We start from the raw sequence: 20,897 nt of genomic DNA, 5'->3' as shown, positions 1-20,897 counted from the left end.
TACCGCCATTAAAATTAAGAAATCTGAGCATGGGTAACCCGCGGGTTACTACTCGTTCAAAACAGCTTCGAAAGCCTCAACCGCTCTCTGGAGCTTTGACCGGTCAATCGAACTAAAGTCCTGACCAGACAATATCCTGCACTCTCCCTTGCGCGCAGTGATTTTTGAAGCGCCCACGTGGAACTCATACTTCACGCTCTCAACCTTCTCACGCCGCTTGCCGCTAGCTGGTTCAGCATCAGAACTTGCCACGAAAGCATCAAGTATTTCGTTTTGCTCACCGGCTGTGGATGCGCGCACTAACACATCTCTTAATGCAGCAGCTGAAGCCGATGACGCTCGAAGTTTCCGCGCAACCTCAACGCCAAGGTTTCTGGAAACACTCTTTGGAAACGGCAACGCACCCTCAAGTTCACTGAGCAGGTAAACAAAGCTACGAATATAGGAGCGTTTCATCTTGTGCAGGGATGAGTACAGCCTTCCGACCAAAGCTTCTGCATCCCCTGCCCCCAACTCTGAATCTTTAGAAGCAAGAATTGCCACTTGCGCCATCTCAGCAAACGTCAAGTCTTCCCGAACAACGTTCTCTTCAACCATGTCAATATAGAGGTCGATGCGATCACTCTGGGATTTGGCAACTCGCGCCGTAACACTGGAAAAGCGTTCATCACCGGTCTCTTCATAAAGCTGCTTAAGAGCAGTTACTCGTCTCCAACCTTTTTTGAGTTGGAAGCGTCCATCTGAATCCTTATAAAGCTCTATGGGCTCCTTCTGGCCGCGTTCCTGAATTGAAGCCTTGAGTTCATCCATCTCGTCGGAACTTGCGACAGCCGAAAGATCCAAGCGATCTCGTGGCAGATCTGTCGTATGAATTTCATTGATGCCAACCGCAACCAAGACTCGCCCCTCATCACGAGCTTTACGATACTCCTTAGCATCGGAGGCATTTTGCCGTCGCTGTTCGACACGGTTCTCAGTGCTTTCATTTAGGCTGTTTGCTGTCTCGCGAACCGCAGCCCCCATCGGCCCCACTTCGCGGCGGCGTGTTTTCTTGAGGTCATCTTCATCAATTGGAGTGAAGCCAAATTTATTCCCGCTCATTCTACCCGCTCCTCAATTTTAGTACGTGCCTCCCAAGCCCTTAGGACGACATCCCTAAATTCGCTGTATGCATTATCAAATGACTGACGCGCCCGTTTCCATGTGTCCCGAGTCATCTGTCTGTAGTCCTGCTCGTAAACAGACATCTGGAACCTACCAGATTGCTCGACCGCACGTGTCATTTCGATGGGATTTTGACAGACATCGGCGCCGAAGACATTTTTGAAAGCATCCATCATCGCGACGTGCAAAGAGTTGCTAGCCTCGAAGCGAGTCATGAGAACACGTATGTCATCGAACCTTTTAGGAAGCGTGATACCAGCATCCTGTGCAATACGTTCGAACCCGCTGGTTATGTCTTCCAAGGCATCGCCAAGCTGACCAAGATAACTCGTTGTGCTGTCATACTCCCAATAACCAGGACCAGACGGAATATAGAGGATGTCAGCAGCAAAGGCCGCATTCAAAGACTGGTATCCAATTGCCGGCGGGCAATCGAAAACAATCAAATCATATTGGTCGTCAGGCAACTCATCGAGATATCTTGCTACGCATCCAAAAAAACTCCATGCCTTATGAATGGACCTGTACTGAGCGGACGCAAATTCAACGAAGGCCGCGTTCGCACAGCTCGGGATGATGTCGATCGTCGACCAAGAAGTTCTTTGAATGAAGTCTTGTACACGTTGCGCGCCAATCGACTGAACATCTTCAGGCAATTCGTCGGCAGTAGGGTAGGGGCAATCTGCGGGATCATCATATTCGTCCGCGATCCGGTTCGCCTCACGGCAGAGATCGCGGCACATAATGCCCCAGACAGTATTCCACTCTCTAACTTCAGCCAGACCCATCGAATGCGTGAGTGTCGCCTGGGGGTCGAAATCCACCACCAGAACACGGTAACCATCAAGCGCGGCCGCATTCGCCAAGTGCTGGGCAACGACAGTTTTGCCGACACCACCCTTAAAGTTCGAAACCGCTACTCTCATAGCCCGGCCTGCCGGCCTTTGAGGCAGAAGGCTTTTACCTCTAAATCTCAGGCGCCGTCTCAACTCATTTATCTCAGCCAGAGAAAACCATCTTTGCCGCCCATCATCTTCAGTCGCCCCTTGCGGAAGAGACGGATCTTCGGCCAACTTCTTTCTCAAGGTGTCCGCCGGGACATCAAACATGAACTGGCTAATTTCCCAGATCGAGAATGGTCGAAGCACTTTCTCGTCAGCGGGCGAGAAAGTAGCGCGGCGGACGGCAGCCTGTTGGGCCAGGCTTCGTTCGTTCATAGCTTGAAGGTCGGTGTGGTCACGCATGGTGCTGCTCTTGTTATATCACGGATGTCTTCTAATAACGCGATTTTGGAAAACTGCAAAACGTAAAGAATGGAATTTCCGCTTTTTCGCCTCCGACTCGGTAAAAACGGGAGGTATTTCGAAAGCGAAGCTATGTTTTGGTGACAGGCAGCGACCAATTACCAGATATATGGTGACACTCGACCCCCAATATGGTGACAGCATAGTGTCACCTATAACCTATTAACCGAATTTTCTTTTGATTTTGAAGAAAGAGGCGGTCATCCTGTTTTTCAAAGCCCGTTGACAAACTACGGGATTTCATCACACTGAACCCAATTGATGGAATCGGTCAGCGAAACCGATCCGCTCGAGGCACAGTGGCAGTATCAAAATGGAAATAAAACGATTTACAGGATTTCAGGCCGGTTCTCAGAAGTACGATCTTTTGACTGCAATCTCTGTTGCGGGATTGAATGGCACACCCGGTTTTCAATGTTCGATGATGCGGCTCATTGCGTTGATAACGGCCCGATACAACTGGCGCACTGATGAGCTGACGGTCGGACAAAAAGAAATGGCCCGCCTCTGGTCTGTGGACGAACGAACCGTCAAGAGAGAAATTAAGCGATTGACGGATTCAAGTATACTTCTCCAGCTTAGGCCTGGGGTTAGAGGCCGCGTCGCAGCGTACCGACTCAACTACACGGAAATTTACCGTCTGAGCGAACCGGTTTGGCGAAATGTTGGTTCTGATTTTGTATCGCGCATGGAGACACAAACTCCAAAACCGACCGAAAAGGTTGTTCATGTACAATTTGGCCAAGAAAAACCAGAAGCTGTTGAACATGAGGGACAAGACCTTCAGGATCCGTGGGGCAGGGCGCTTCGGCGCCTATCAGAGTCTGAAGCACTATTGTTTAAAAGTTGGTACTGCGATCTCAAATTTGTTGAAATACAAGATCAGACAATCACCTTGCGCGCACCCAGCAAGTTCATCGCACAGTACATTCAATCTCACCATTTGAAACCTTTACTTGGAGCGGTCCAGCTCGAGTTCGGGCGAATTCAGAAAGTGTGTTTGCTCGGCTAACAATCCAGATTTGTAAGTCGCACGCTGTGCCGTGAGACAACCGAAATTGCTGATTTCAACCGTTGAGTTTGGCCTCGAACATCCCGATGGTTTTCAGAATGTTGTCGAACAAGGGGGGATCCCCGATGATCATTTCTTGCATCCCCACATAGTCCCGGCGCAGCGCTGCTTTCAGCTCAGGGTTCGGTAGCAATCTTAGTGATCCGGGCCTGGCATTCTCGTAGTTAGCCCAAGCCGCTTTGAAGAAGACGGACTTATGGTGTGCAACCTGATCCAGCAAATCGATCTGTTCGATAGCGCGAGAATGGGTCTCGTGTTTGATCAACTGAGCCATGTCGTAATAATGGCGCGACATACGGTCAGCCAGAGGTTTGGTGATGTCCTGATGATAGAGCATATGCAGGATCGTGGCTTTCTCCCAGAATGTGCGTTCAACACCCAAGACCTTCACATCGACGTCGCTCGCCTCCAACAGGTCTGGAAATGCCTGATGCACATAAGGTGATATCCTGCGGGACTCGGCTGGAAGGTGAACCCCACGGGCGCCAAATTCGAACCGCACTACCGGCTGGATGTAGCCGCTGGCCGCACTTGTCTCGGATGGATAGGCGAAAAGCAAGGTTTGTGCATCATTAGGATCGACCGAGAGGGAAAAGTGCTGATCAAGCACGGCGCCAAACTTGATCTTGGTTTCTTTCAGAAGCGGTCCTGAGACTACTTTGGTGGCCGTATCCTGAAGCTCCTGCAGCAGTTGCTTTTGTTTTTTGCCTGAAAGGGCAGGGTGCTCGGGGTCACGTGTGCCGTCGAAACCGAGCTGTGCCCGGTCGAGAGACAGATCCACGTCTTCTGAGAACCGATGGATGATGTCATAGACCTTGGATAGCGATGTCCCACCCTTGAAGATCATGTGAGTGCCAAAAGAGGGCAGGGCGAATAGATGTTTCAGCGACCAGCAGACCCAGAAATCCTTCTCAACGATTGCCTTGGAAATGCCAAGCTTTGCGGCCGTTTCCTGAAACGCTTCTTCACGGTTCTTTGGAGTATCGTTGGCAAACTGGTCCAAGATCAGACCCATGCCACGATTTGCTGCACTACCGGGTGCATCCAGGCCGGAACATATCTACTTTGTCTTGCGAGCAATGCGCGGTCCTTAACATCCAGATTGCGGGCCAGCGTGTCGACAACACGGCTATCCACCCGGTTTTTGCCAACATAGCGTAACGCCTGAAATACGGCGCCGGTTTTCTGGCCTGCACCAACTAGCGTTTTGGATGATGCATTCCGGAACTGGATGACTTGTCGACCAACTGTCTTGGTGCGGGTCGGGCCGTCGGTCATGTAAGTCGGCTTGGACGGCACTTGGGTCGACAGCCCCAACTGGTTGGCTGCCATGGCAGGGGAGGGCTGTAGAACCTGATTGTCTTTGCGTGCAATCGCTTTGGCAATGTCATCGGCTGACGGAGACAACAGCCCTAATCGGGCGCTCTTTCTCGGATAGTCATAAAGCCCACGCGTTAACCGTCGGATCATCCCTTGATCTGCCAAACGCGACAATGCCTGATCCACACTTGCGCGGGAGCCAATATCCAGAAAGTCGGTTGGCGCAAAGATTGCGCCCCGGCCTTTTCCGATGATGCGTTGTCTAATCGATGAAGTGATCATAGTTTTCTCCTTGTCAGAAAATATAATACTTTTTTCTGACTTACAAGTTAGCAGAGTATCTGGGTGATTTTGTAAGTTGAGCGGGAAGTGGAAGTTCGCTGCAGTCGCTACGCATGCTCGCAGGAAATGCGGAAGCTGACGTTTAGATAGCTTCCCAAGCGAGCATCTTTCTGTCCCGCCGCAAGGCGGCTCCGAGTTCGTACTTCATATGAATGGTCCATGCCGAAACTGGCGCAATGGGCGGGAAACGAACCTTCGTCGTGTCAATCCCGAACTCCGCTATGCGGCCTAAGCCGAGCTAGAGCTTGTCCACGCCGGTCATATTGATTGAATTCCGAAAGTGTGGAAACGTTCATATGGTAGACGCGTTAACGGCGATATTTCACATGAAGCGTATCCTGTTCTCAGTTGTGTTTTGTTTTCTGCCTGCGATGGTGCTGGCGGACAAAGTTGCCTTGGTAATTGGCAATGCGAACTACCAACATGTCAGCAATCTCAAAAACCCGTCGAATGATGCGATCGACATTGCAGAGGCATTGCGCAGGATCGGGTTTGAGGTCACAACAGGTCTTGATCTGGATTACCGCGACATGCGCCTTGCCATACGTGACTTTGGAGAAAAGGCAAAAAACGCCGAGTCGGTCATCGTATACTTCGCCGGCCACGGCATCGAGTTGGACAACACGAACTTCCTGATCCCTGTCAGTGCGGAACTGCGGAGCGACCGTGACATCGAACTCGAGGCAATCCGCCTCAACACATTGATTAGCTCCATCGCGGGCGCACCCGGCTTGAAGATCGTGTTGGTTGACGCCTGCCGCAACAATCCATTCCTCGCGACTATGGAGCGCACAAACAGCACCCGCTCAATTGGACGCGGACTTGCACGTATCGATCCGGGAGGTGTGTTGGTTGGATATGCTGCAAGGAGCGGAACGCTGGCGCTTGACGGCGATGGCCGCAACAGCCCCTATGCTCAGGCTCTGCTCAACCACATCGAGGAACCCGGACTTGAGATTGGCAAGTTGTTTCGGCGAGTCCGCGACAGGGTTTACACTCTGACAGAAGGCTATCAGGAGCCATTTACTTATGGCTCGCTTCCCGCCAGAGACATTTTTCTTGTTCCAGATGCGGCTGCAGGCTCGACGCCAGAGGAAGAAATTGAGCGTGTCGAAGACCAGATTTATGCGGACTTTGAACTTGCGCGTTCGCTCGGAAGGCTTGATGCGATCGAGATGTTTCTGGAGCGATACGAAGGCGAAAGGGATCATTTTGCAGTCGCGCTCGCCCTTTCGTTGCGGGACGACTTGCTTGCTGAGCACCAGAAGGACGAAGTGCCGGGCAACAGTAGTACTGCGCGAGACAAAGTAGCAGCTCTTGTGCCGACATCGCCTCAAAGCGCGAAGGATGATACAGAGACGCGCAGCCTGATCCGTGATATACAAACTGAGCTAAATCGCGTTGGCTGCAGCGCTGGCACAGCGGACGGTGTTGCGGGCCCACGCACGAGATCTGCTTTCTCTCGGTATATCAGCGCTAGAGAGAATCTTGGACTGACGCCTGAGAGCCTCGAGACCAGTGAAACTCTTGCCGCACTTCGAGGAGAGCAAGGAAGAGTCTGTAATCAGTTGGTCGCGCCGTCTTTCGCGACTTTTGATGGTGACTACATTGTCTTAATCAGACGCAGATGGGACGATGATTATTGGCAAACAACCAGTCGGCCCGACAAGGCCTATTTCCCCGGAAAAATCGAGCCACTTGCAGCCTTGCGCATCAATCGCAATGGAGACAAGCTGACCTTGCTATCTGCCCAAGGCTTTGCGGCCGAAGGGCCTTGGTTTAGGGACTTCACTGGCAAATTCGATGACTCCGGTCAGTTGAAATTGCGCTTCACATTGAGTTCGCATTTCGGGCAGGCGACACCCTATAAGGTCAATATAAGCGTCAAACTGCCCGAAGGACTTTCGCCAGGAAGAAGGCTTGTCTACGAGCCGCGCAGGATTGACGGGCAGTTTTTTCTGAATTTTCTAATACGCCGTGTCAGTTGAAACTTTAAAGCGATGTCCTTGCCTGCTCCGCAAGAAGACCGTCGCTCTGGGCTCCTCGTCGCTGTTCGCCGCAGATTTCGCCAAGGTCTTGTTTGGGCCGTCCGCGAAGACGGCCCAAGTTGTTAGATTTCAATGGCCTCTGCGATCGCAAGCGCATCTTCCAGCTCAACACCGAGATACCGGACGGTGCTGTCCATCTTGGTGTGCCCAAGTAGCAGCTGGACCGCCCGCAGGTTGCCGGTCTTCTTGTAGATCTGTGTGACTTTTGTCCTCCGCATCGAATGCGTTCCGTATGCACTGGCCTCCAGACCGATCGACGTGACCCAATCCCGGACGATCCGGGCGTACTGGCGTGTCGAGATGTGCAAGCGTTCATGGAAACGACCCGGCCATAGGTACTCCGAGCCGACCATGAGCTCATCTTCCATCCACTTTTCAACCGAGGCGCGTGTGCCTTCGGAGATTTCAAAACGAACCGGCTTCTGCGTTTTGCTTTGCAACACCGAAGCTCGTTCCTTGATCTGGCCGGACGCCATCACGTCGACGACTTTCATCTTCACGAGATCGCAGCCACGCAGTTTGCTGTCGATTGCCATATTGAACAGCGCCAGGTCCCGATGGTTCTCGGCGAGTTCAAGTCGAACACGGATTGCCCAGACGTGTTTTGGTTTCAGTGGCCGTTTTTGCCCAACGATGCGCCCTTTGTTCCAAGCCGGGCGAAGCGCACGAATGGCCGGTAAGTTTGGTGTTTCCATGACTGATCCTCCGATCCGCCATGCCCTCCCACAACGACAACCTGACGTTGACGATGCCTCCATATCACGGGATGCTGCGTCGCATCCGAGGTCGGGGCTGAGCCCAAATTGACCAATTCTGTCGTCAGGATCAATTGGCGCATACTGTCAAGAAGCTGCCACTCAAATTCGCGGATCAACGCAAAGCGAGTGAGAGTTTGCGGTCCGCACGTTCCACCAAATGCTTCAATCGGTGGCAGTTAACTTCGGGTCAGACGAAGATCGCTTCAGACGCCATATGTGCAAGATCGAACCCAGATGAATGCTGCACCAATGCGCGAATTGCGAGATTTTCCAGGCTCTGATGCTCAGGAAACGGGAGTGTGAATCCTACGGGGCAAAAGAATCCTTGACCAATTCCAACATCAGCTCTAGTAAAACTGAAATGACGTTTTGCTAGATGAAACGATTGCGAATGATTATGTGGAGCCGCGCATGTCGCGAAGCCACAAACCAACCAACAGTTCGGGAGGAGCCTGACATGATGAAAGATAACCAAAAACTGAAGCTCACCACGGCGCTAGTGGCAGGTGGCCTGGCCATTGCTTCGCCTGCCTTTGCCGAGGGAGAGGTCGTGTTTGCGTCCTGGGGAGGCTCGTTTCAGGATGCCTTGCGCTCAGCCATGCTGGAACCTGCCGCTGGTGCGCTGAATATCACTGTCAAGGAAGATACGACAAACGGCATTCAGGACGTGCGCGCGCAGATCACGGCGGGTGCCGTTGCATGGGACGTTACAGAACAGGATTTGCCTTCGTGTGAAACCCTGAGCCGGGAAGGCAGCCTTGAGCCGATCGACTATTCGATTGTTGACACCACAGGCATTCCGAAAGAGCTGATCCATGACAATTACATCGGCTTCATCAACTTCACCAAGGTGATTGCCTATCGCAAGGATGCATTTGGCGACAATGGCCCGTCCAATTGGGCAGAGTTCTGGGATCTGGAAAACTTCCCCGGCAAGCGCGGTATGCACGGCAAGGTGAACTATAACCTCGAAGCCGCGCTCATGGCGGATGGTGTGCCGATGGCCGAGATCTATGACACGTTGGCCACGAATGAGGGCAAGGCGCGCGCATGGGACAAGCTGGGTGAGATTGCCCCCGAAGTTACCGTTTGGTATCGCGGCGGGTCGCAATCGGCGCAGTTGCTGCGTGACGGCGAAGTGGACGTGATCCATATGGGCCATAACCGCGTAGAAAGCGTGATCGCGTCGGGCATTGATGTGGCCTATGCCTTTGATGGCGGCACGATGGACGTGGACTGCTTGTTGGTTCCCAAGGGGGCTCCGAATAAAGACAACGCGATGCGCCTTATCAACGAATTGCTGAGCGCCGAAGCACAGGCGAGGCTGGCGGTGACCATGCCGTTGGGTCCGGTGAATTCGGGTGCCTTCGGCACCGGGATAATCTCGGATGAGATGGCAGTGAAGGTCAACACACATCCCGACAACTATGGCAAGCAGCTTCTGGTCGATCCGAACTTTTACATCGGCCAGCTGGGCGAGTTGACCGAAGAGTTTGACACGCTGATCCAACAGTAAAAAATATCTGGGCGCGGCACATCTTGTGCTGCGCCCATTTTTGTCAGGTTAGGAGCCCCCATGTCACCTGCAGCCCACTCCCTTCCCATCGATATATCCAACCTGTGCAAGGCCTACGGATCGGTCAAAGCGCTGAATGACGTGTCTTTGAACATCGCCGCGGGCGAGTTCCTGACATTGCTGGGGCCATCAGGCTCCGGCAAGACGACGCTTTTGATGGCGCTGGCCGGATTTGTGCGTCCTGATGGCGGGTCGATCCGGTTTGGCGAACAGGAAATGATTGCAACGCCGCCCCACAAGCGCGGCCTTGGCATGGTGTTCCAAAGCTATGCGTTGTTTCCGTTCATGACGGTCGCAGAAAACGTGGCTTATCCGTTGAAAATTCGCGGGGTGTCCAAAAGCGATCAGAAGGCCCGCGCCGAGCGCGCGCTGGAGACCGTGCAGCTGGGCGGTTATGGCGACCGGCGCATCACGCAATTATCCGGGGGACAAAGACAGCGCGTGGCCCTTGCCCGCGCCATGGTTTTTGAGCCGCAGATCATTCTGATGGATGAGCCGTTGTCAGCGCTCGACAAGAAGTTGCGCGAACATATGCAAATCGAATTGAAGGCGCTGCATGAAAAGCTGGATGCAACTGTCGTTTACGTGACCCATGACCAGCGCGAAGCCCTGACGATGTCGGACCGGATTGCAGTGGTCAATCATGGGCGGATCGAACAGATCGCGACGCCTGAGCGGCTCTATCGCCAGCCGCATAGTTTCTTTGTGGCGGATTTTATCGGGGAATCCATTTCCCTGCCGGTTAGTGTAGCGAATGACACGGCGCAGCTTGGCGAGCGCGTTCTGAAATCCAATACGCCTATTGCGCTGGGCAGCGGAGGCCATCGTCTGATCATCCGGCCCGAGTTGCTGGAAGTCACAGCAGGCGCGGTGCCAGACGCCGCCAATGACCTGTCCGGCCAAGTGCATGACATCATTTATCAGGGCGACAGCGTTCTAGTGATCGTTCAGCACGACAGCGCTGGTCAGATCAATGTGCGTGTGCCTGCCAATCGCGCGGGCCAAACCGGGTTGCCGTCGAAGGGAGAGCAAATCGGCCTTGCCCTGCATCCCGAAGATACGATCATCGTACCGGAACATGTGGCATGAGTATCGCCGAGACGTATGAAGGTGCTGGGACTCTTCAGAATGCCAGCACGCTCAAATCCGAAGAACGCCGCGAAAAACTGACGTTTCTTGGGCTTTCGATGCCTGCGGTTTTGACGATCTTGATCGTCGTCTTCCTGCCGATTTTCTGGCTGTCTTCGCTGTCGTTTTTCAATGCGGCAGGCGAACTGAGCACGGAAAATTACACGCGCATCTTTAGTAGTGCTCTCTATCGGCGAACCTTTGTCGTCACGTTTCAGATCAGCATTGCCGTGACGGTGATTTGCGTCCTTCTCGGCTACCCGCTGTGCTACTGGCTGACAAAGATGCCGAACAAAACAGCGGCCATTCTGATGGTGTTTGTGCTGGTCCCCTTCTGGACCTCGGTTCTGGTGCGGACCTATGCGTGGCTGGTGCTTTTGCAGCGCAATGGGATCATCAATTCGTCGCTGATGTCACTTGGCATTATCGAAGAACCGCTGCAACTGGCGCACAATCTGACCGGCTCCATCATTGGCATGGTGCATATCATGCTGCCTTTTTTGGTTCTGCCGCTCTACGCCACTATGCGCAATATTGACGGCGACCTGGTCCGAGCCGCCGTGGGCCTTGGTTCCAGCCCGCGCGGGGCCTTTTGGCGGGTATTTTTCCCAATGTCCCTGCCGGGCCTTTTTGCCGGCATCGTGCTGGTTTTCATCCTGTCGCTTGGGTTCTTTGTCACACCGGCTTTGCTGGGCGGTGGCCGGGTTCAGATGCTGGCGCAGCGTATCGAAAGCACCATCACAGTCTATTCGAACTGGGGGGCCGCATCAGCCCTGGGCGTGGTCCTGCTGTTGCTGGCGCTGGCGATGATCTGGCTGATGAACCGTGTCTTCGGGCTCGACAAACTGTTTATGCGCTGAGGATCTGAAAATGGAACAAGTCGGACAACGTAAAATCGACGGCCTGTGGCTGACAGTGGTCGGCATTGCTGTGCTGTTCTTTCTCATCCTGCCCACGCTGATCGTTATCCCGATGTCGTTTTCGGGGGCATCCTATCTGGAATTCCCGCCGACATCGCTCTCGTTTCGCTGGTACGTGGCCTATGTCACGTCGCCGGAATGGATGAGCGCAACAAAGACCTCGCTGATCGCGGCGGCGCTGACCACGGCAATCGCGACGCCCCTGGGCTCACTTTGTGCCTATGGTCTGCATTGCTCTGCGCCTCGTATCAGGAGCGCGGCTCAAATCCTTGTGATCATGCCGATTGTCGTGCCAGTGATCCTGATCGCTGTTGGAGTGTTCAGCCTCTATGCCAAGCTGGGGCTCAATTACACACTGACCGGGATCGTGATCGCCCATACTGCGCTGGCGCTGCCATTCGTGATCGTGACGGTGATGTCGGGATTGCAGAATTATGATTTCGATCAGGAGCTTGCAGCGCGCAGCTTAGGGGCGTCCCGTGCATACGCATTGTGGACAATCACCGTACCGCAGGTGAAATTCTCGATCCAGACAGGGGCTTTTCTGGCATTTATCACGTCGCTGGACGAGGTTGTGATCTCGATGCTGGTCTCGGGCGGGGAAAACGCCACAATCACCCGGCGCATGTTCAATTCACTGCGTGATCAGCTTGATCCGACAATCGCGGCGATCTCGACCTGTCTGATTGTCGTGTCCATCACGGCGCTTATCGGTGTGCAGATGATCGGGCGTCGGAAAGACAAGGCACAATGATGCGGGTCTTATTTTTCGCCAAACTCCACCCGAATCTGGCGGGCGGCATCAAGGACCGCCGCGCGATACTTTTCGACGGCTGTGTCATTGAAGCGGACGCGCAGGCCGGACAAGCTGATCGCGCCCAGCAATTCATCTTCGAACCCAAGAACAGGAACCGACAGTCCGGCGACGTCAGGATCGCGTTCACCAAGGCTGAGATAATACCCGGCCTTTCGGATGCTGGCCGCCTGTTTTCCCTGCCGGATGGAATAAGCATCCAGCACCTGACCCGAAGAGCCCATGCTCAGCGGAATGATCTCGCCCTCCTGAACGTGATCCCGCGCAAGCCTTGGCGAATTGACCCGGTAGAGGCACACGCCAGAGTTGCCGCGTTGCACATAAAACGACGCACTTTCGCCGGTCGCATTCACCAAATTCGCAAGCACCGGTCGCACAATTGGCCCCATCCGCAGGTTTTGGCGAAACACGGATCCAAGACGCCACAAAGACGGCCCGAGGTGAAACAGACCCTCGGCGTCTCGCGTAATATGACCAAACTTTTCAAGCGACACGCTCAGACGCAGAATTGTCGCCTTGTTGACCCCGCTGCGGTCCGCAACCTCCTTCAAAGAGAGGCCTGCATCGCCCGGCTCAAAGATGTCCAGCACACGCAATGCGCGCTCTACCGCTTCGACACCACCATTGGCGTCAGGGGATCGGGGCTTGTCGGGCATAGGCAGACCTTTCGACGCAAATCCGTCGCTTTTTATAGCCGGTTTGAGCGCAATTGGAAATCGCAAATAACGAAGGCGTCTGGCAATGAATAGCGCGCGGAAACAAATGATAACAGCTGGTTATGCGGACCTTCCTTTTGGCATTCATTCGCAATGTAAGGCTGATTGTGTTGGGGTTATGGGCGTTCCGAGCGAAGTTAACACCGGGCCCCGATCCGGCACCTCTCTGGCACCCGATGCGCTGCGCAAAATGACTGCCCAACTTGGGATCGGACTGCCTGTAGATGGTCGGGATCTTGGCAATCTGGACCTGTCAGGGGATTGGCCTGCCGCGTTGGAACAACTTGTGACGCAAATGGTGGATCACGGTGTTGTACCCGTTGTCTTGGGTGGCGCGTCTGATGTCGCCTCGGGTGTGCTGGGGGCCTTGCCTGATCTGCCAGTTGTCGCGGCCATGCCGTTGGCCCGGCGTGATATCGCGACGCGAACAGCCAACACGATCTGGGTGGGATTGAACGGCGATCAACCTGCTGGTGTCTGGGATCTGATCAGCCAGCGCAAGATGGATTGGCGCACCGCGCGGCAGTTGGATGAAGGGCACGGCGACTATTCTGACACGCCCGAGCGCGCTGTCTTGTGGATCGACATATCGGTCATTGATCTGGGGCATGCAGCTGGCAGCGTCGGCCTAAATCCCGGCGGGATGAAACCTGAAACGCTGGTTTCCGTCATTGGTGCCATGTCCTGTAAATGGCAGGCGATTGTGATCACCGGCCTTGCGCCTGCGCGCGACACCAGGGGAATGTCGGAACTGGCGGCGATCGAAACCCTGAACGCGGCGTTGCACAATGAGTGAAGCGGCGCAAATACAGTTTGACGCGATCCCCAGTTTTCTGGGCGCATCCATTGGCGATCTGGAAGATCTCGTGCCCGGTCAGGTCGCGATTGCAGGCTATTTTTGTGACAATCTCGCCCGGCCATCGGCAGGGCAACGCTATCTCGCGCGCCAGCTTCGGTATGCGTCCTGCCCCACAGTAACACCCGCGAATGCAATTGACCTTGGGGACGTGAACGTCTTTCCGCTAGAACCTGACAAGCATTTTCTCGCAGTTGCCTCGCAATGTGAATCGGTTCTTGAAACCGGTGCCCGCATGGTGTTGGTAGGCGGCGATTCCAGCGGTTTGGAAGCGCTTGACGTCGCCGCAAGACAGGTCACAGGTGCGGATGTTCCCATCATTGGGGTCAATGGCGGCGCAGTGAGCCATTTGCCCCGCACCCAACCGGTCATCCTGTCTGTGGATTTACAAGAGCTTGCGGGCAAATGGGTATCGCACCCGCATCGCCTGACGGGAATGTCACCAGCACAAATGATCGCGCAAATTGACGCCACCCCGGGCGATACCATCGCGGCTGCGGTTTTTGGGCTTGCCCCGGAACTGGACAACCGTGGCAAGGCTGAAACCCGCGCTGCACTGGCGATCCTGCAAGCGGTCACAGCTCGTCTTGAGAAAGGAGCAGGCTGATGCCTCTACGTTCGGCCCCGTTGCCGCGCATGGCAGGGCATCTGTCGTTCATGCGCTCTCAGACCAAAGCAATCGGCGACGTCCGGTCTGGAGATCTGGCCGTACTGGGCATCCCGTTTGAAGATACAAACGCACCTCATGCAGGGCAATCTCTGGCGCCGCGTGCATTACGCGAAACCTCGGTCTATTTCGGTTGGCACGCAAATCCACAATTCAGTCACCCCGTAGATATCGATGCGCGTCAGGATATCAGTACCGATGGCCTGCACGAGCGGCTTTGTGATCTCGGAGATATTGCACCGGGGTCCGAAGATGCGATCCACGCGGCCTTGAAGGCGGCCATGCGTCAGATCAGCGACAATGGCGCCTGTGCAATCTTTTTGGGCGGATCAGATCGCATGTCCGAGACGGCGCGGAGCGCGCTCCCTCATTGTCAGACAGTGCAGCTTGGCGGTACACCAGCCGATGCGCGCGATTTTCATATTGCGCCCTTGCCGAACGGAACGACCACGCCGGTAAATAGAGATACTGCCGCGCAGCGTGCCGCGTTTTCAGAGTGGCGGGATCCATCAAAGCCGTTGTTTGTTCGGTTTGATCTCTCGGTGTTTGAAACATCGCTCAGTGCGCTTTGTGATCGGCCCCGTTTGGGGGGCTGCGATCTTGCGACGGTGGTGCAATGGCTTGAGCTTTTGGGACGGCACGAGGTCAGCGCCATTATGTTGACCGGTCTGAATCCGAACCGTCCCGGAATGGGTGTCGTGAAGGTTGGCCAACGCCTGATGGTCACGGCTCTTCTGGCGTTTATCTATGCGCGCCTCGGCTTTGGGATTGATTTTCCGCGCCGCCAAACTTCCAAGGAAAAAGTACTGACATGACTGCAGCGATAACGACATTTCTCCCGCCTCTGGCACAACCGGGGTATCGGCTGTTTGATGGGCCTCTGCTCGATGCCGCCGACGTCCGTCCGGGCCAAATCGGTGTGGTGGGTATGCCCAGCGATTGGACACATTCAAGCCGGCTCGGAACCAGGTTTGGTCCCGAGGCGCTGCGTAAGGCAACGACGGTATTGCAATCCATGCGACCGCAGGGGGTCAGTTTTGATCCAGATACGGGCCAAAGAAGCGCAACGGCCAGCGACTGGCTCGTGGATTGCGGGGATGCAGTGATCACCCCTGAGGATGTAGACGCAACCACCGAGGCCATTGCCGCAATGACCGAGGCGCTGAGCGTTGGAGGGGCGATCCCTCTGGCACTGGGCGGTGATCACTATAATAGCTTCCCGGCCTGCCTTGGCTATTCCCGTGGGTTGGCCAAACGCGCACCAAATGCACGTTTTGGGTATATCCAGATCGACGGTCATCTGGATTTCTCTGACCGGCTTGGCGCGTGGGGCAGCCATAACCACGCAACCAATGCCCGTCGGATTTCCGAACTGCCCAATGTCGACGTGTCCAATATGGTTTGGGTCGGGATCACCGGTTGGGTCGACAGCGGTGAACTCGCCTTGATCGAAGAGCAGGGCGGTCGGGTGTTTTCGGCTGGCGACGTACATAAATTGGGGACGGCAGAGGCAATTCGTCAGGCGTTGGAGCATGCCATGAAGGGATGTGACGAACTGTATCTGTCAATCGACATCGATGCGATGGACGCTGGCTACCTCCCCGGCACCGGCTCAATCGTTCATAGCGGTATTACACCGCGTCAGTATTACGATCTGCTGGATGGGCTGGCCGAGGCCCCGTTGGGTGGACTGGATATTGTTGAGGTGTCCCCTCCTCTTGATCCGTCGGAGCGTACCGAATTTCTGGCTGCAGAAATGTTGTTCCGGATCCTGCGTCGCTTCCGCACACAACCTGTGACCGGGGCGGTGACAGAGCAATGATGGACTACAAAGGAACAGAGCAGCTGGGTGGGTTTTCCCATGCAGGAAAAACACTTGCGCCCGCGACACGGCCCTGGATCACAGACCTGTCAGCGCTTTGCCCTTACGAGGGCCTGCAACCCGGGAACCTACCGGAATTTGAACGCGACCCGAATTGGGACAACTGGGCGCTCACCGACAGTCCCAAAGACCCGAACCTGCGCCTGAACTGGCATCTATTTGAGGACGGTGGAAGAAGATTGATGGTCGCCGACCGGATGCTTATGAGCCGCGTCAGCTGGCAGGATCTGGATGATGCGGGGTATGTCCATGGCACAGAGCTGTCGATTGATGGACGCCTGTTTCGCTGCCGGTTGCTTACGGGGGGGGATACGCCCTGTAGTGACCCTTTTCAGGGGGCGACGCGCCCCAATGAATGGGATGCGCTGGTGGGGGGCAGCGGGGCGTTGAACGCTCCGCAACCGGACCCGGCCAATAGTACAGCACCGCTTTGCCCGGATCATCTGACCTCGCCTCATAACCGTTTGTGGAACTGGTTCGGCGCGGTCAGCTGGACCGCCGAACCGGTTGCCAGACGGGCCGATGGGCGGGTGTGCAGGGGCTATCATGGCCCGACCTATTTTTACGTGAATACTGTGGACCACCGGCATGAAGATATCGGGTGGCGACCAGTTCTTGAGGAAGCGCTATGACTGCAAACCCCTTTGCCAACTTTATCGCCGGATCATGGGTTGCTAGCAGCGACGCGGCCCCCAATGTCAACCCGTCCGACCTGAACGACACGATCGGCGAGTATGCCCGGGCAAGCGCCGATCAAACGGTTGACGCAATCGAGGCCGCGGCCGCGGCCCTGCCGAATTGGCGCAAGACATCGCCTCTGGTCCGGTTCGAAGCGCTCGACCGGATCGGGTCGGAAATCCTCGCCCGTGTAGACGAGCTGGGCGATATGCTGGCCCGCGAAGAGGGCAAAACCTTGCCCGAAGCCAAGGCCGAAGCGCATCGCGCCGGGCATTTGTTCAAATATTTCGCGGCTGAGGCGTATCGTGCGACCGGCGACACCTACCAATCTCTGCGCGAAGGTGTGTCGCTAAATGTTGTACGCGAGCCAATCGGCGTTGTGGGCGTAATCACGCCCTGGAATTTCCCACTGGCGATCCCCGCATGGAAAATCGCACCCGCTCTGGCCTATGGCAATACGGTTGTGTTCAAACCTGCCGAACTGGTGCCCGGATCGGCATGGATGTTGTCCGATATTATTGCCCGTGCGGGCGTGCCTGAGGGGGTGTTCAACCTTGTGATGGGAAAAGGCCGTGAGGTTGGGGAGGCAATCGTTACGCACCCCAAGGTGTCCGGGGTCACATTCACCGGTTCCACACCCGTCGGTCGCCATATGGGGGCGGCGCTGTTTGCGCGAGGAGCGAAAATGCAGCTGGAGATGGGGGGGAAGAACCCCTTGATCGTGCTGGATGACGCCGATCTGGATCTGGCGGTGCACTGCGCCGTTCAGGGCAGCTTTTTCTCAACCGGACAACGCTGCACAGCGTCTTCCCGCCTGATTGTGACCGAGGGCATTCACGACGCATTTGTTGACCGTCTTTGCGCGGCAATGAAAGACCTTCGGATCGGTGATGCGCGCGCTCCGGAAACCCAGATTGGTCCGGTCGCCAGTGAAGCGCAGCTCGCCATCGACAAACGATACGTGTCTCAGGCTGTGGATGACGGTGCAACGCTTGCCGCAGGTGGTGGCGAGGTCAAATCCAAAACAACCGGCCATTACTTTGCGCCTGCGTTGTTTACGGATGTGTCACCCGACGCAGCCGTGGCACGAGACGAAATCTTTGGGCCCATCGCCGCCGTGTTACGCGTGCCGGATTACGACGCCGCCCTGGCCACGTCCAACGACTGCGAATTTGGATTGTCCGCAGGAATTGTCACGCGGGATCCCGCCAAAATCGATCACTTCTCGCAGAACGCCGAAGCAGGCATGATACAAGTCAATCTGCCCACCGCCGGCATGGATTTCCACGCACCCTTTACGGGCCGAAAGGGATCCTCTTATGGTGCACCGGAAAAAGGCAGCTATTGCCGCGAGTTTTTCACGGCGGCCAAGGTTGTACACGCGGGGCGCGGATAATGTCGCAGACACCTTTGAAGGGCATTCGTGTTCTTGATCTGACCAATGTCCTTGCCGGTCCGTTCTGTTGTCATCATCTGGCGCATCTGGGCGGCGAGGTTATCAAGGTCGAAGCCGTCGGTCGGGGCGATCTCGCCCGCCAACTGGGGGCCGACCCAGAGCTGAACAAAGTCAACATGGGCGTGTCCTTTCTCGCCCAGAACGCGGGCAAGAAATCGGTCACGGTCAACCTCAAGAACCCACGGGGTCGAGAGATTTTTCTGAAACTGGTCGAAACTGCAGATGTCGTGGTTGAAAACTTCCGGCCCGGCGTCATGACGCGCCTCGGCGTGGGCTACCAGACCCTGAAAGAGGCCAATCCGACCCTCATCTATTGTGCTATCTCCGGCTTTGGCCAAGAGGGCCCGTGGATACGCCGCCCGGCTTATGACCAGATCATACAGGGAACCTCGGGTGTGATGTCGATCACCGGGGATAGCGACAGCGCGCCGCTGCGCGTTGGATATCCGGTGGCAGACACTGTGGGGGGCATCACCGCAGCCTTTGCGATTTCATCTGCTCTGAACGCCAATCCGCGCGGCACCTTTATTGATGTGTCGATGCTGGAATCGGTGCTGGCGACAATGGGCTGGGTGGTGTCGAACTATCTGATCGCCGGCGTCAATCCGACTGCCAATGGCAATGAAAACCCCACTTCGGCGCCTTCCGGTGCGTTTGAAGCGAAGGGCGGGTTGATCAACATTGCCGCAAACAAAGACCAGCAATGGGAGCTACTGACGGACCACCTGGGATTGGCCGCGCTGCGCGAGCGGCCTGAATATGCCACGCGCGAGGATCGCAAACGCAATAGGCTGGCTCTGAAAACTGAGCTGGAGACCGTGTTGAAGACCCGGTCACCGCGCGACTGGGCCAAGGAACTCAATAGCATTGGTGTGCCATCAGGAGCGGTTTTGACAGTGCCGGAAGTATTGGAAATGCCGCAGGTTGCAGACCGCGGTTTCCTCGACCAGTTTGAAAACGTCCCCGGCGTCGGACGCGACATTCAGGTTGCCACGACCGGGATCAAATTGGACGGCAGCGCGCCCACCGTCGATGCACCACCGCCCACATTGGGGCAGCACAACTCTCAAATCTGGAGCGAGTTAGGTCTTTCACCGGAAGACATTGAAAAACTGGCAAAGGATGGCGCGATATGACGGACCCCGCAGGACGCAATGACGCCGATGCCATTTGCCACTGGTGGCGCACCGAAATTATCGACATGGCTCCGGGGCGGATCGCCTTTCGCGGCCACCCGATCCAGGACCTGATCGGAAACGTCAGCTTTGCTCAGATGATCTGGCTCATGGTGCGCGGCAATTTGCCCACGCCAGAACAGGCGGCGCTTTTTGAATGCGCGCTGGTGGCGGGCGTGGATCATGGTCCGCAGGCGCCATCGATAGCCGCAGCGCGTATGGCCGCGACCTGTGGGCTGGGGCTCAACAACGTCATGGCCACCGGGGTCAACATGTTGGGTGACGTGCATGGCGGCGCCGGTGAACAATGCGCCGAGCTTTATTTCGACGTCGCCAAACGGATGGATGACGGCGCTGAACAGGAAGTTGCCGTCCGCGACGGTATCGCCGCCTGGTGTGAGGAAAATGGCAAGATCGTCTCGGGTTTTGGCCACCGTTTCCACAAGCCCGTCGATCCCCGCGCACCGCGATTGATGGCGTTGGTACGCGAGGCCGCGATGTCAGGCACTGTAGAAGGGCGATTTGCCGATATCGGTGAAGCTATACAGACGGAAATCGGACGTAAGCGCGGTGCCGATATCGCGATGAATATCGATGGGGCCACGGCTGTTATCTTTTGCGAATTGGGGTTCCCGGCACCGCTTTCCCGGGGATTGTTCTGTCTTTCCCGCTCGGTTGGCGTCTTGTCTCATGGCTGGGAACAGATTCAACAGGGCGGGCGGAACAAGGGGCCAATGCCGCCGCGTTATCTGCCGGAATATATTGGTGTCAAATCGGAGCGCTAACCCGATGACCATTGATGGTGCGAACGCCTAAATTCACACCGAACTTGGCATTGAAGCGCCACTGGCGTGTGGACTGTTTTGCCGGTCTCGGTCATTGGGCATCCCCCCCTAGAAGCAGACCCAACATGTTAGTCTGAACAAAGATTCACTTCTTTGGTGTTGTCTTTGAAGGTATTTCAATCCAGGCGAGAATCGATACATTTTCACGCTTGTTCTGACGTCAGCGAAGCGCACCG

Annotated in this window: 20 protein-coding genes; 14 read left to right on the top strand and 6 right to left on the bottom strand. The window is 55.6% G+C overall.

Features of this window, described 5'->3' with window-relative positions; translation table 11 throughout:
• Positions 1-48: 48 nt before the first annotated feature.
• Positions 49-1,101 (bottom strand): ParB N-terminal domain-containing protein, encoded by a 1,053-nt coding sequence (locus tag GOV80_RS19765; RefSeq protein WP_170702625.1) that lies wholly within the window; start codon positions 1,099-1,101, stop codon positions 49-51.
• Entirely contained in the window at positions 1,098-2,408 is a 1,311-nt protein-coding gene (locus tag GOV80_RS19760; protein WP_170702626.1) for an AAA family ATPase, read from the bottom strand. Before GOV80_RS19760 ends, GOV80_RS19765 begins: the two co-directional genes overlap by 4 nt.
• Before the next feature lie 373 nt (positions 2,409-2,781).
• Here GOV80_RS19760 and GOV80_RS19755 point away from each other — a divergent pair, with 373 nt between their 5' ends.
• Positions 2,782-3,480, top strand: coding sequence for a DnaA N-terminal domain-containing protein (locus tag GOV80_RS19755; RefSeq protein WP_170702627.1), 699 nt, complete (start codon positions 2,782-2,784; stop codon positions 3,478-3,480).
• Positions 3,481-3,535: 55 nt separating this feature from the next.
• Here GOV80_RS19755 and GOV80_RS19750 read toward each other — a convergent pair whose 3' ends face one another.
• Positions 3,536-4,555: a nucleotidyl transferase AbiEii/AbiGii toxin family protein gene (locus GOV80_RS19750; RefSeq protein WP_170702628.1), complete on the bottom strand. Its 1,020-nt coding sequence runs from the start codon at positions 4,553-4,555 to the stop codon at positions 3,536-3,538.
• Positions 4,546-5,142 (bottom strand): DUF6088 family protein, encoded by a 597-nt coding sequence (locus GOV80_RS19745; protein ID WP_170702629.1) that lies wholly within the window; start codon positions 5,140-5,142, stop codon positions 4,546-4,548. The genes GOV80_RS19750 and GOV80_RS19745 overlap by 10 nt, the downstream gene beginning before the upstream one ends.
• Before the next feature lie 386 nt (positions 5,143-5,528).
• Between GOV80_RS19745 and GOV80_RS19740 the strand changes: the two genes are divergently transcribed.
• Complete coding sequence (locus GOV80_RS19740; RefSeq protein ID WP_170417841.1) at positions 5,529-7,190, top strand: caspase family protein; 1,662 nt, start codon at positions 5,529-5,531, stop codon at positions 7,188-7,190.
• Positions 7,191-7,312: 122 nt separating this feature from the next.
• Here the strand turns inward: GOV80_RS19740 and GOV80_RS19735 are convergent, their stop codons facing one another.
• Entirely contained in the window at positions 7,313-7,945 is a 633-nt protein-coding gene (locus tag GOV80_RS19735) for a tyrosine-type recombinase/integrase (RefSeq protein WP_093037018.1), read from the bottom strand.
• A 520-nt stretch (positions 7,946-8,465) separates the two neighbouring features.
• Between GOV80_RS19735 and GOV80_RS19730 the strand changes: the two genes are divergently transcribed.
• Genes GOV80_RS19730 through GOV80_RS19715 form a run of 4 tightly spaced genes read left to right on the top strand, consistent with a single transcriptional unit; the run spans position 8,466 to position 12,386 of the window.
• A complete protein-coding gene (locus GOV80_RS19730) occupies positions 8,466-9,524 on the top strand; it encodes an ABC transporter substrate-binding protein (protein WP_170417838.1) in 1,059 nt (352 codons plus the stop codon).
• A 60-nt stretch (positions 9,525-9,584) separates the two neighbouring features.
• Positions 9,585-10,673, top strand: a complete 1,089-nt coding sequence (locus GOV80_RS19725) for an ABC transporter ATP-binding protein (protein ID WP_170417835.1) — start codon at positions 9,585-9,587, stop codon at positions 10,671-10,673.
• Positions 10,670-11,572 carry an ABC transporter permease gene (locus tag GOV80_RS19720; RefSeq protein WP_170417832.1) on the top strand — a complete coding sequence of 301 codons (903 nt, stop codon included), beginning with the start codon at positions 10,670-10,672 and terminating at the stop codon, positions 11,570-11,572. Before GOV80_RS19725 ends, GOV80_RS19720 begins: the two co-directional genes overlap by 4 nt.
• A gap of 10 nt (positions 11,573-11,582) precedes the next feature.
• Positions 11,583-12,386, top strand: a complete 804-nt coding sequence (locus tag GOV80_RS19715; protein ID WP_170417829.1) for an ABC transporter permease — start codon at positions 11,583-11,585, stop codon at positions 12,384-12,386.
• An 8-nt stretch (positions 12,387-12,394) separates the two neighbouring features.
• Here the strand turns inward: GOV80_RS19715 and GOV80_RS19710 are convergent, their stop codons facing one another.
• Positions 12,395-13,102: an IclR family transcriptional regulator gene (locus GOV80_RS19710; protein ID WP_170417827.1), complete on the bottom strand. Its 708-nt coding sequence runs from the start codon at positions 13,100-13,102 to the stop codon at positions 12,395-12,397.
• An 85-nt stretch (positions 13,103-13,187) separates the two neighbouring features.
• Between GOV80_RS19710 and GOV80_RS19705 the strand changes: the two genes are divergently transcribed.
• Genes GOV80_RS19705 through GOV80_RS19670 form a run of 8 tightly spaced genes read left to right on the top strand, consistent with a single transcriptional unit; the run spans position 13,188 to position 20,661 of the window.
• Positions 13,188-13,958 carry an arginase family protein gene (locus tag GOV80_RS19705; protein WP_170608326.1) on the top strand — a complete coding sequence of 257 codons (771 nt, stop codon included), beginning with the start codon at positions 13,188-13,190 and terminating at the stop codon, positions 13,956-13,958.
• Positions 13,951-14,625, top strand: coding sequence for a hypothetical protein (locus GOV80_RS19700; RefSeq protein WP_170417821.1), 675 nt, complete (start codon positions 13,951-13,953; stop codon positions 14,623-14,625). The genes GOV80_RS19705 and GOV80_RS19700 overlap by 8 nt, the downstream gene beginning before the upstream one ends.
• Positions 14,625-15,500 carry an arginase family protein gene (locus tag GOV80_RS19695; RefSeq protein ID WP_170417818.1) on the top strand — a complete coding sequence of 292 codons (876 nt, stop codon included), beginning with the start codon at positions 14,625-14,627 and terminating at the stop codon, positions 15,498-15,500. The genes GOV80_RS19700 and GOV80_RS19695 overlap by 1 nt, the downstream gene beginning before the upstream one ends.
• A complete protein-coding gene (locus GOV80_RS19690; RefSeq protein ID WP_170417815.1) occupies positions 15,497-16,507 on the top strand; it encodes an agmatinase family protein in 1,011 nt (336 codons plus the stop codon). Before GOV80_RS19695 ends, GOV80_RS19690 begins: the two co-directional genes overlap by 4 nt.
• Positions 16,504-17,199 (top strand): hypothetical protein, encoded by a 696-nt coding sequence (locus GOV80_RS19685; protein ID WP_170417812.1) that lies wholly within the window; start codon positions 16,504-16,506, stop codon positions 17,197-17,199. Before GOV80_RS19690 ends, GOV80_RS19685 begins: the two co-directional genes overlap by 4 nt.
• The gene (locus GOV80_RS19680; protein ID WP_170417809.1) at positions 17,196-18,641 is read left to right on the top strand and encodes an aldehyde dehydrogenase family protein; all 1,446 of its coding nucleotides are present in this window, start codon (positions 17,196-17,198) and stop codon (positions 18,639-18,641) included. Before GOV80_RS19685 ends, GOV80_RS19680 begins: the two co-directional genes overlap by 4 nt.
• The gene (locus tag GOV80_RS19675; protein WP_170417806.1) at positions 18,641-19,837 is read left to right on the top strand and encodes a CaiB/BaiF CoA transferase family protein; all 1,197 of its coding nucleotides are present in this window, start codon (positions 18,641-18,643) and stop codon (positions 19,835-19,837) included. The genes GOV80_RS19680 and GOV80_RS19675 overlap by 1 nt, the downstream gene beginning before the upstream one ends.
• On the top strand, positions 19,834-20,661 hold the full coding sequence (locus GOV80_RS19670; protein ID WP_170417803.1) for a citryl-CoA lyase: 828 nt from the start codon (positions 19,834-19,836) through the stop codon (positions 20,659-20,661). The genes GOV80_RS19675 and GOV80_RS19670 overlap by 4 nt, the downstream gene beginning before the upstream one ends.
• Positions 20,662-20,897 lie beyond the last annotated feature (236 nt).

The organism is Ruegeria lacuscaerulensis (genome assembly GCF_013034685.1).
Classification (GTDB): Bacteria; Pseudomonadota; Alphaproteobacteria; order Rhodobacterales; family Rhodobacteraceae; genus Ruegeria; species Ruegeria lacuscaerulensis_B.
This window is presented reverse-complemented; position numbering and strand designations above follow the sequence as displayed.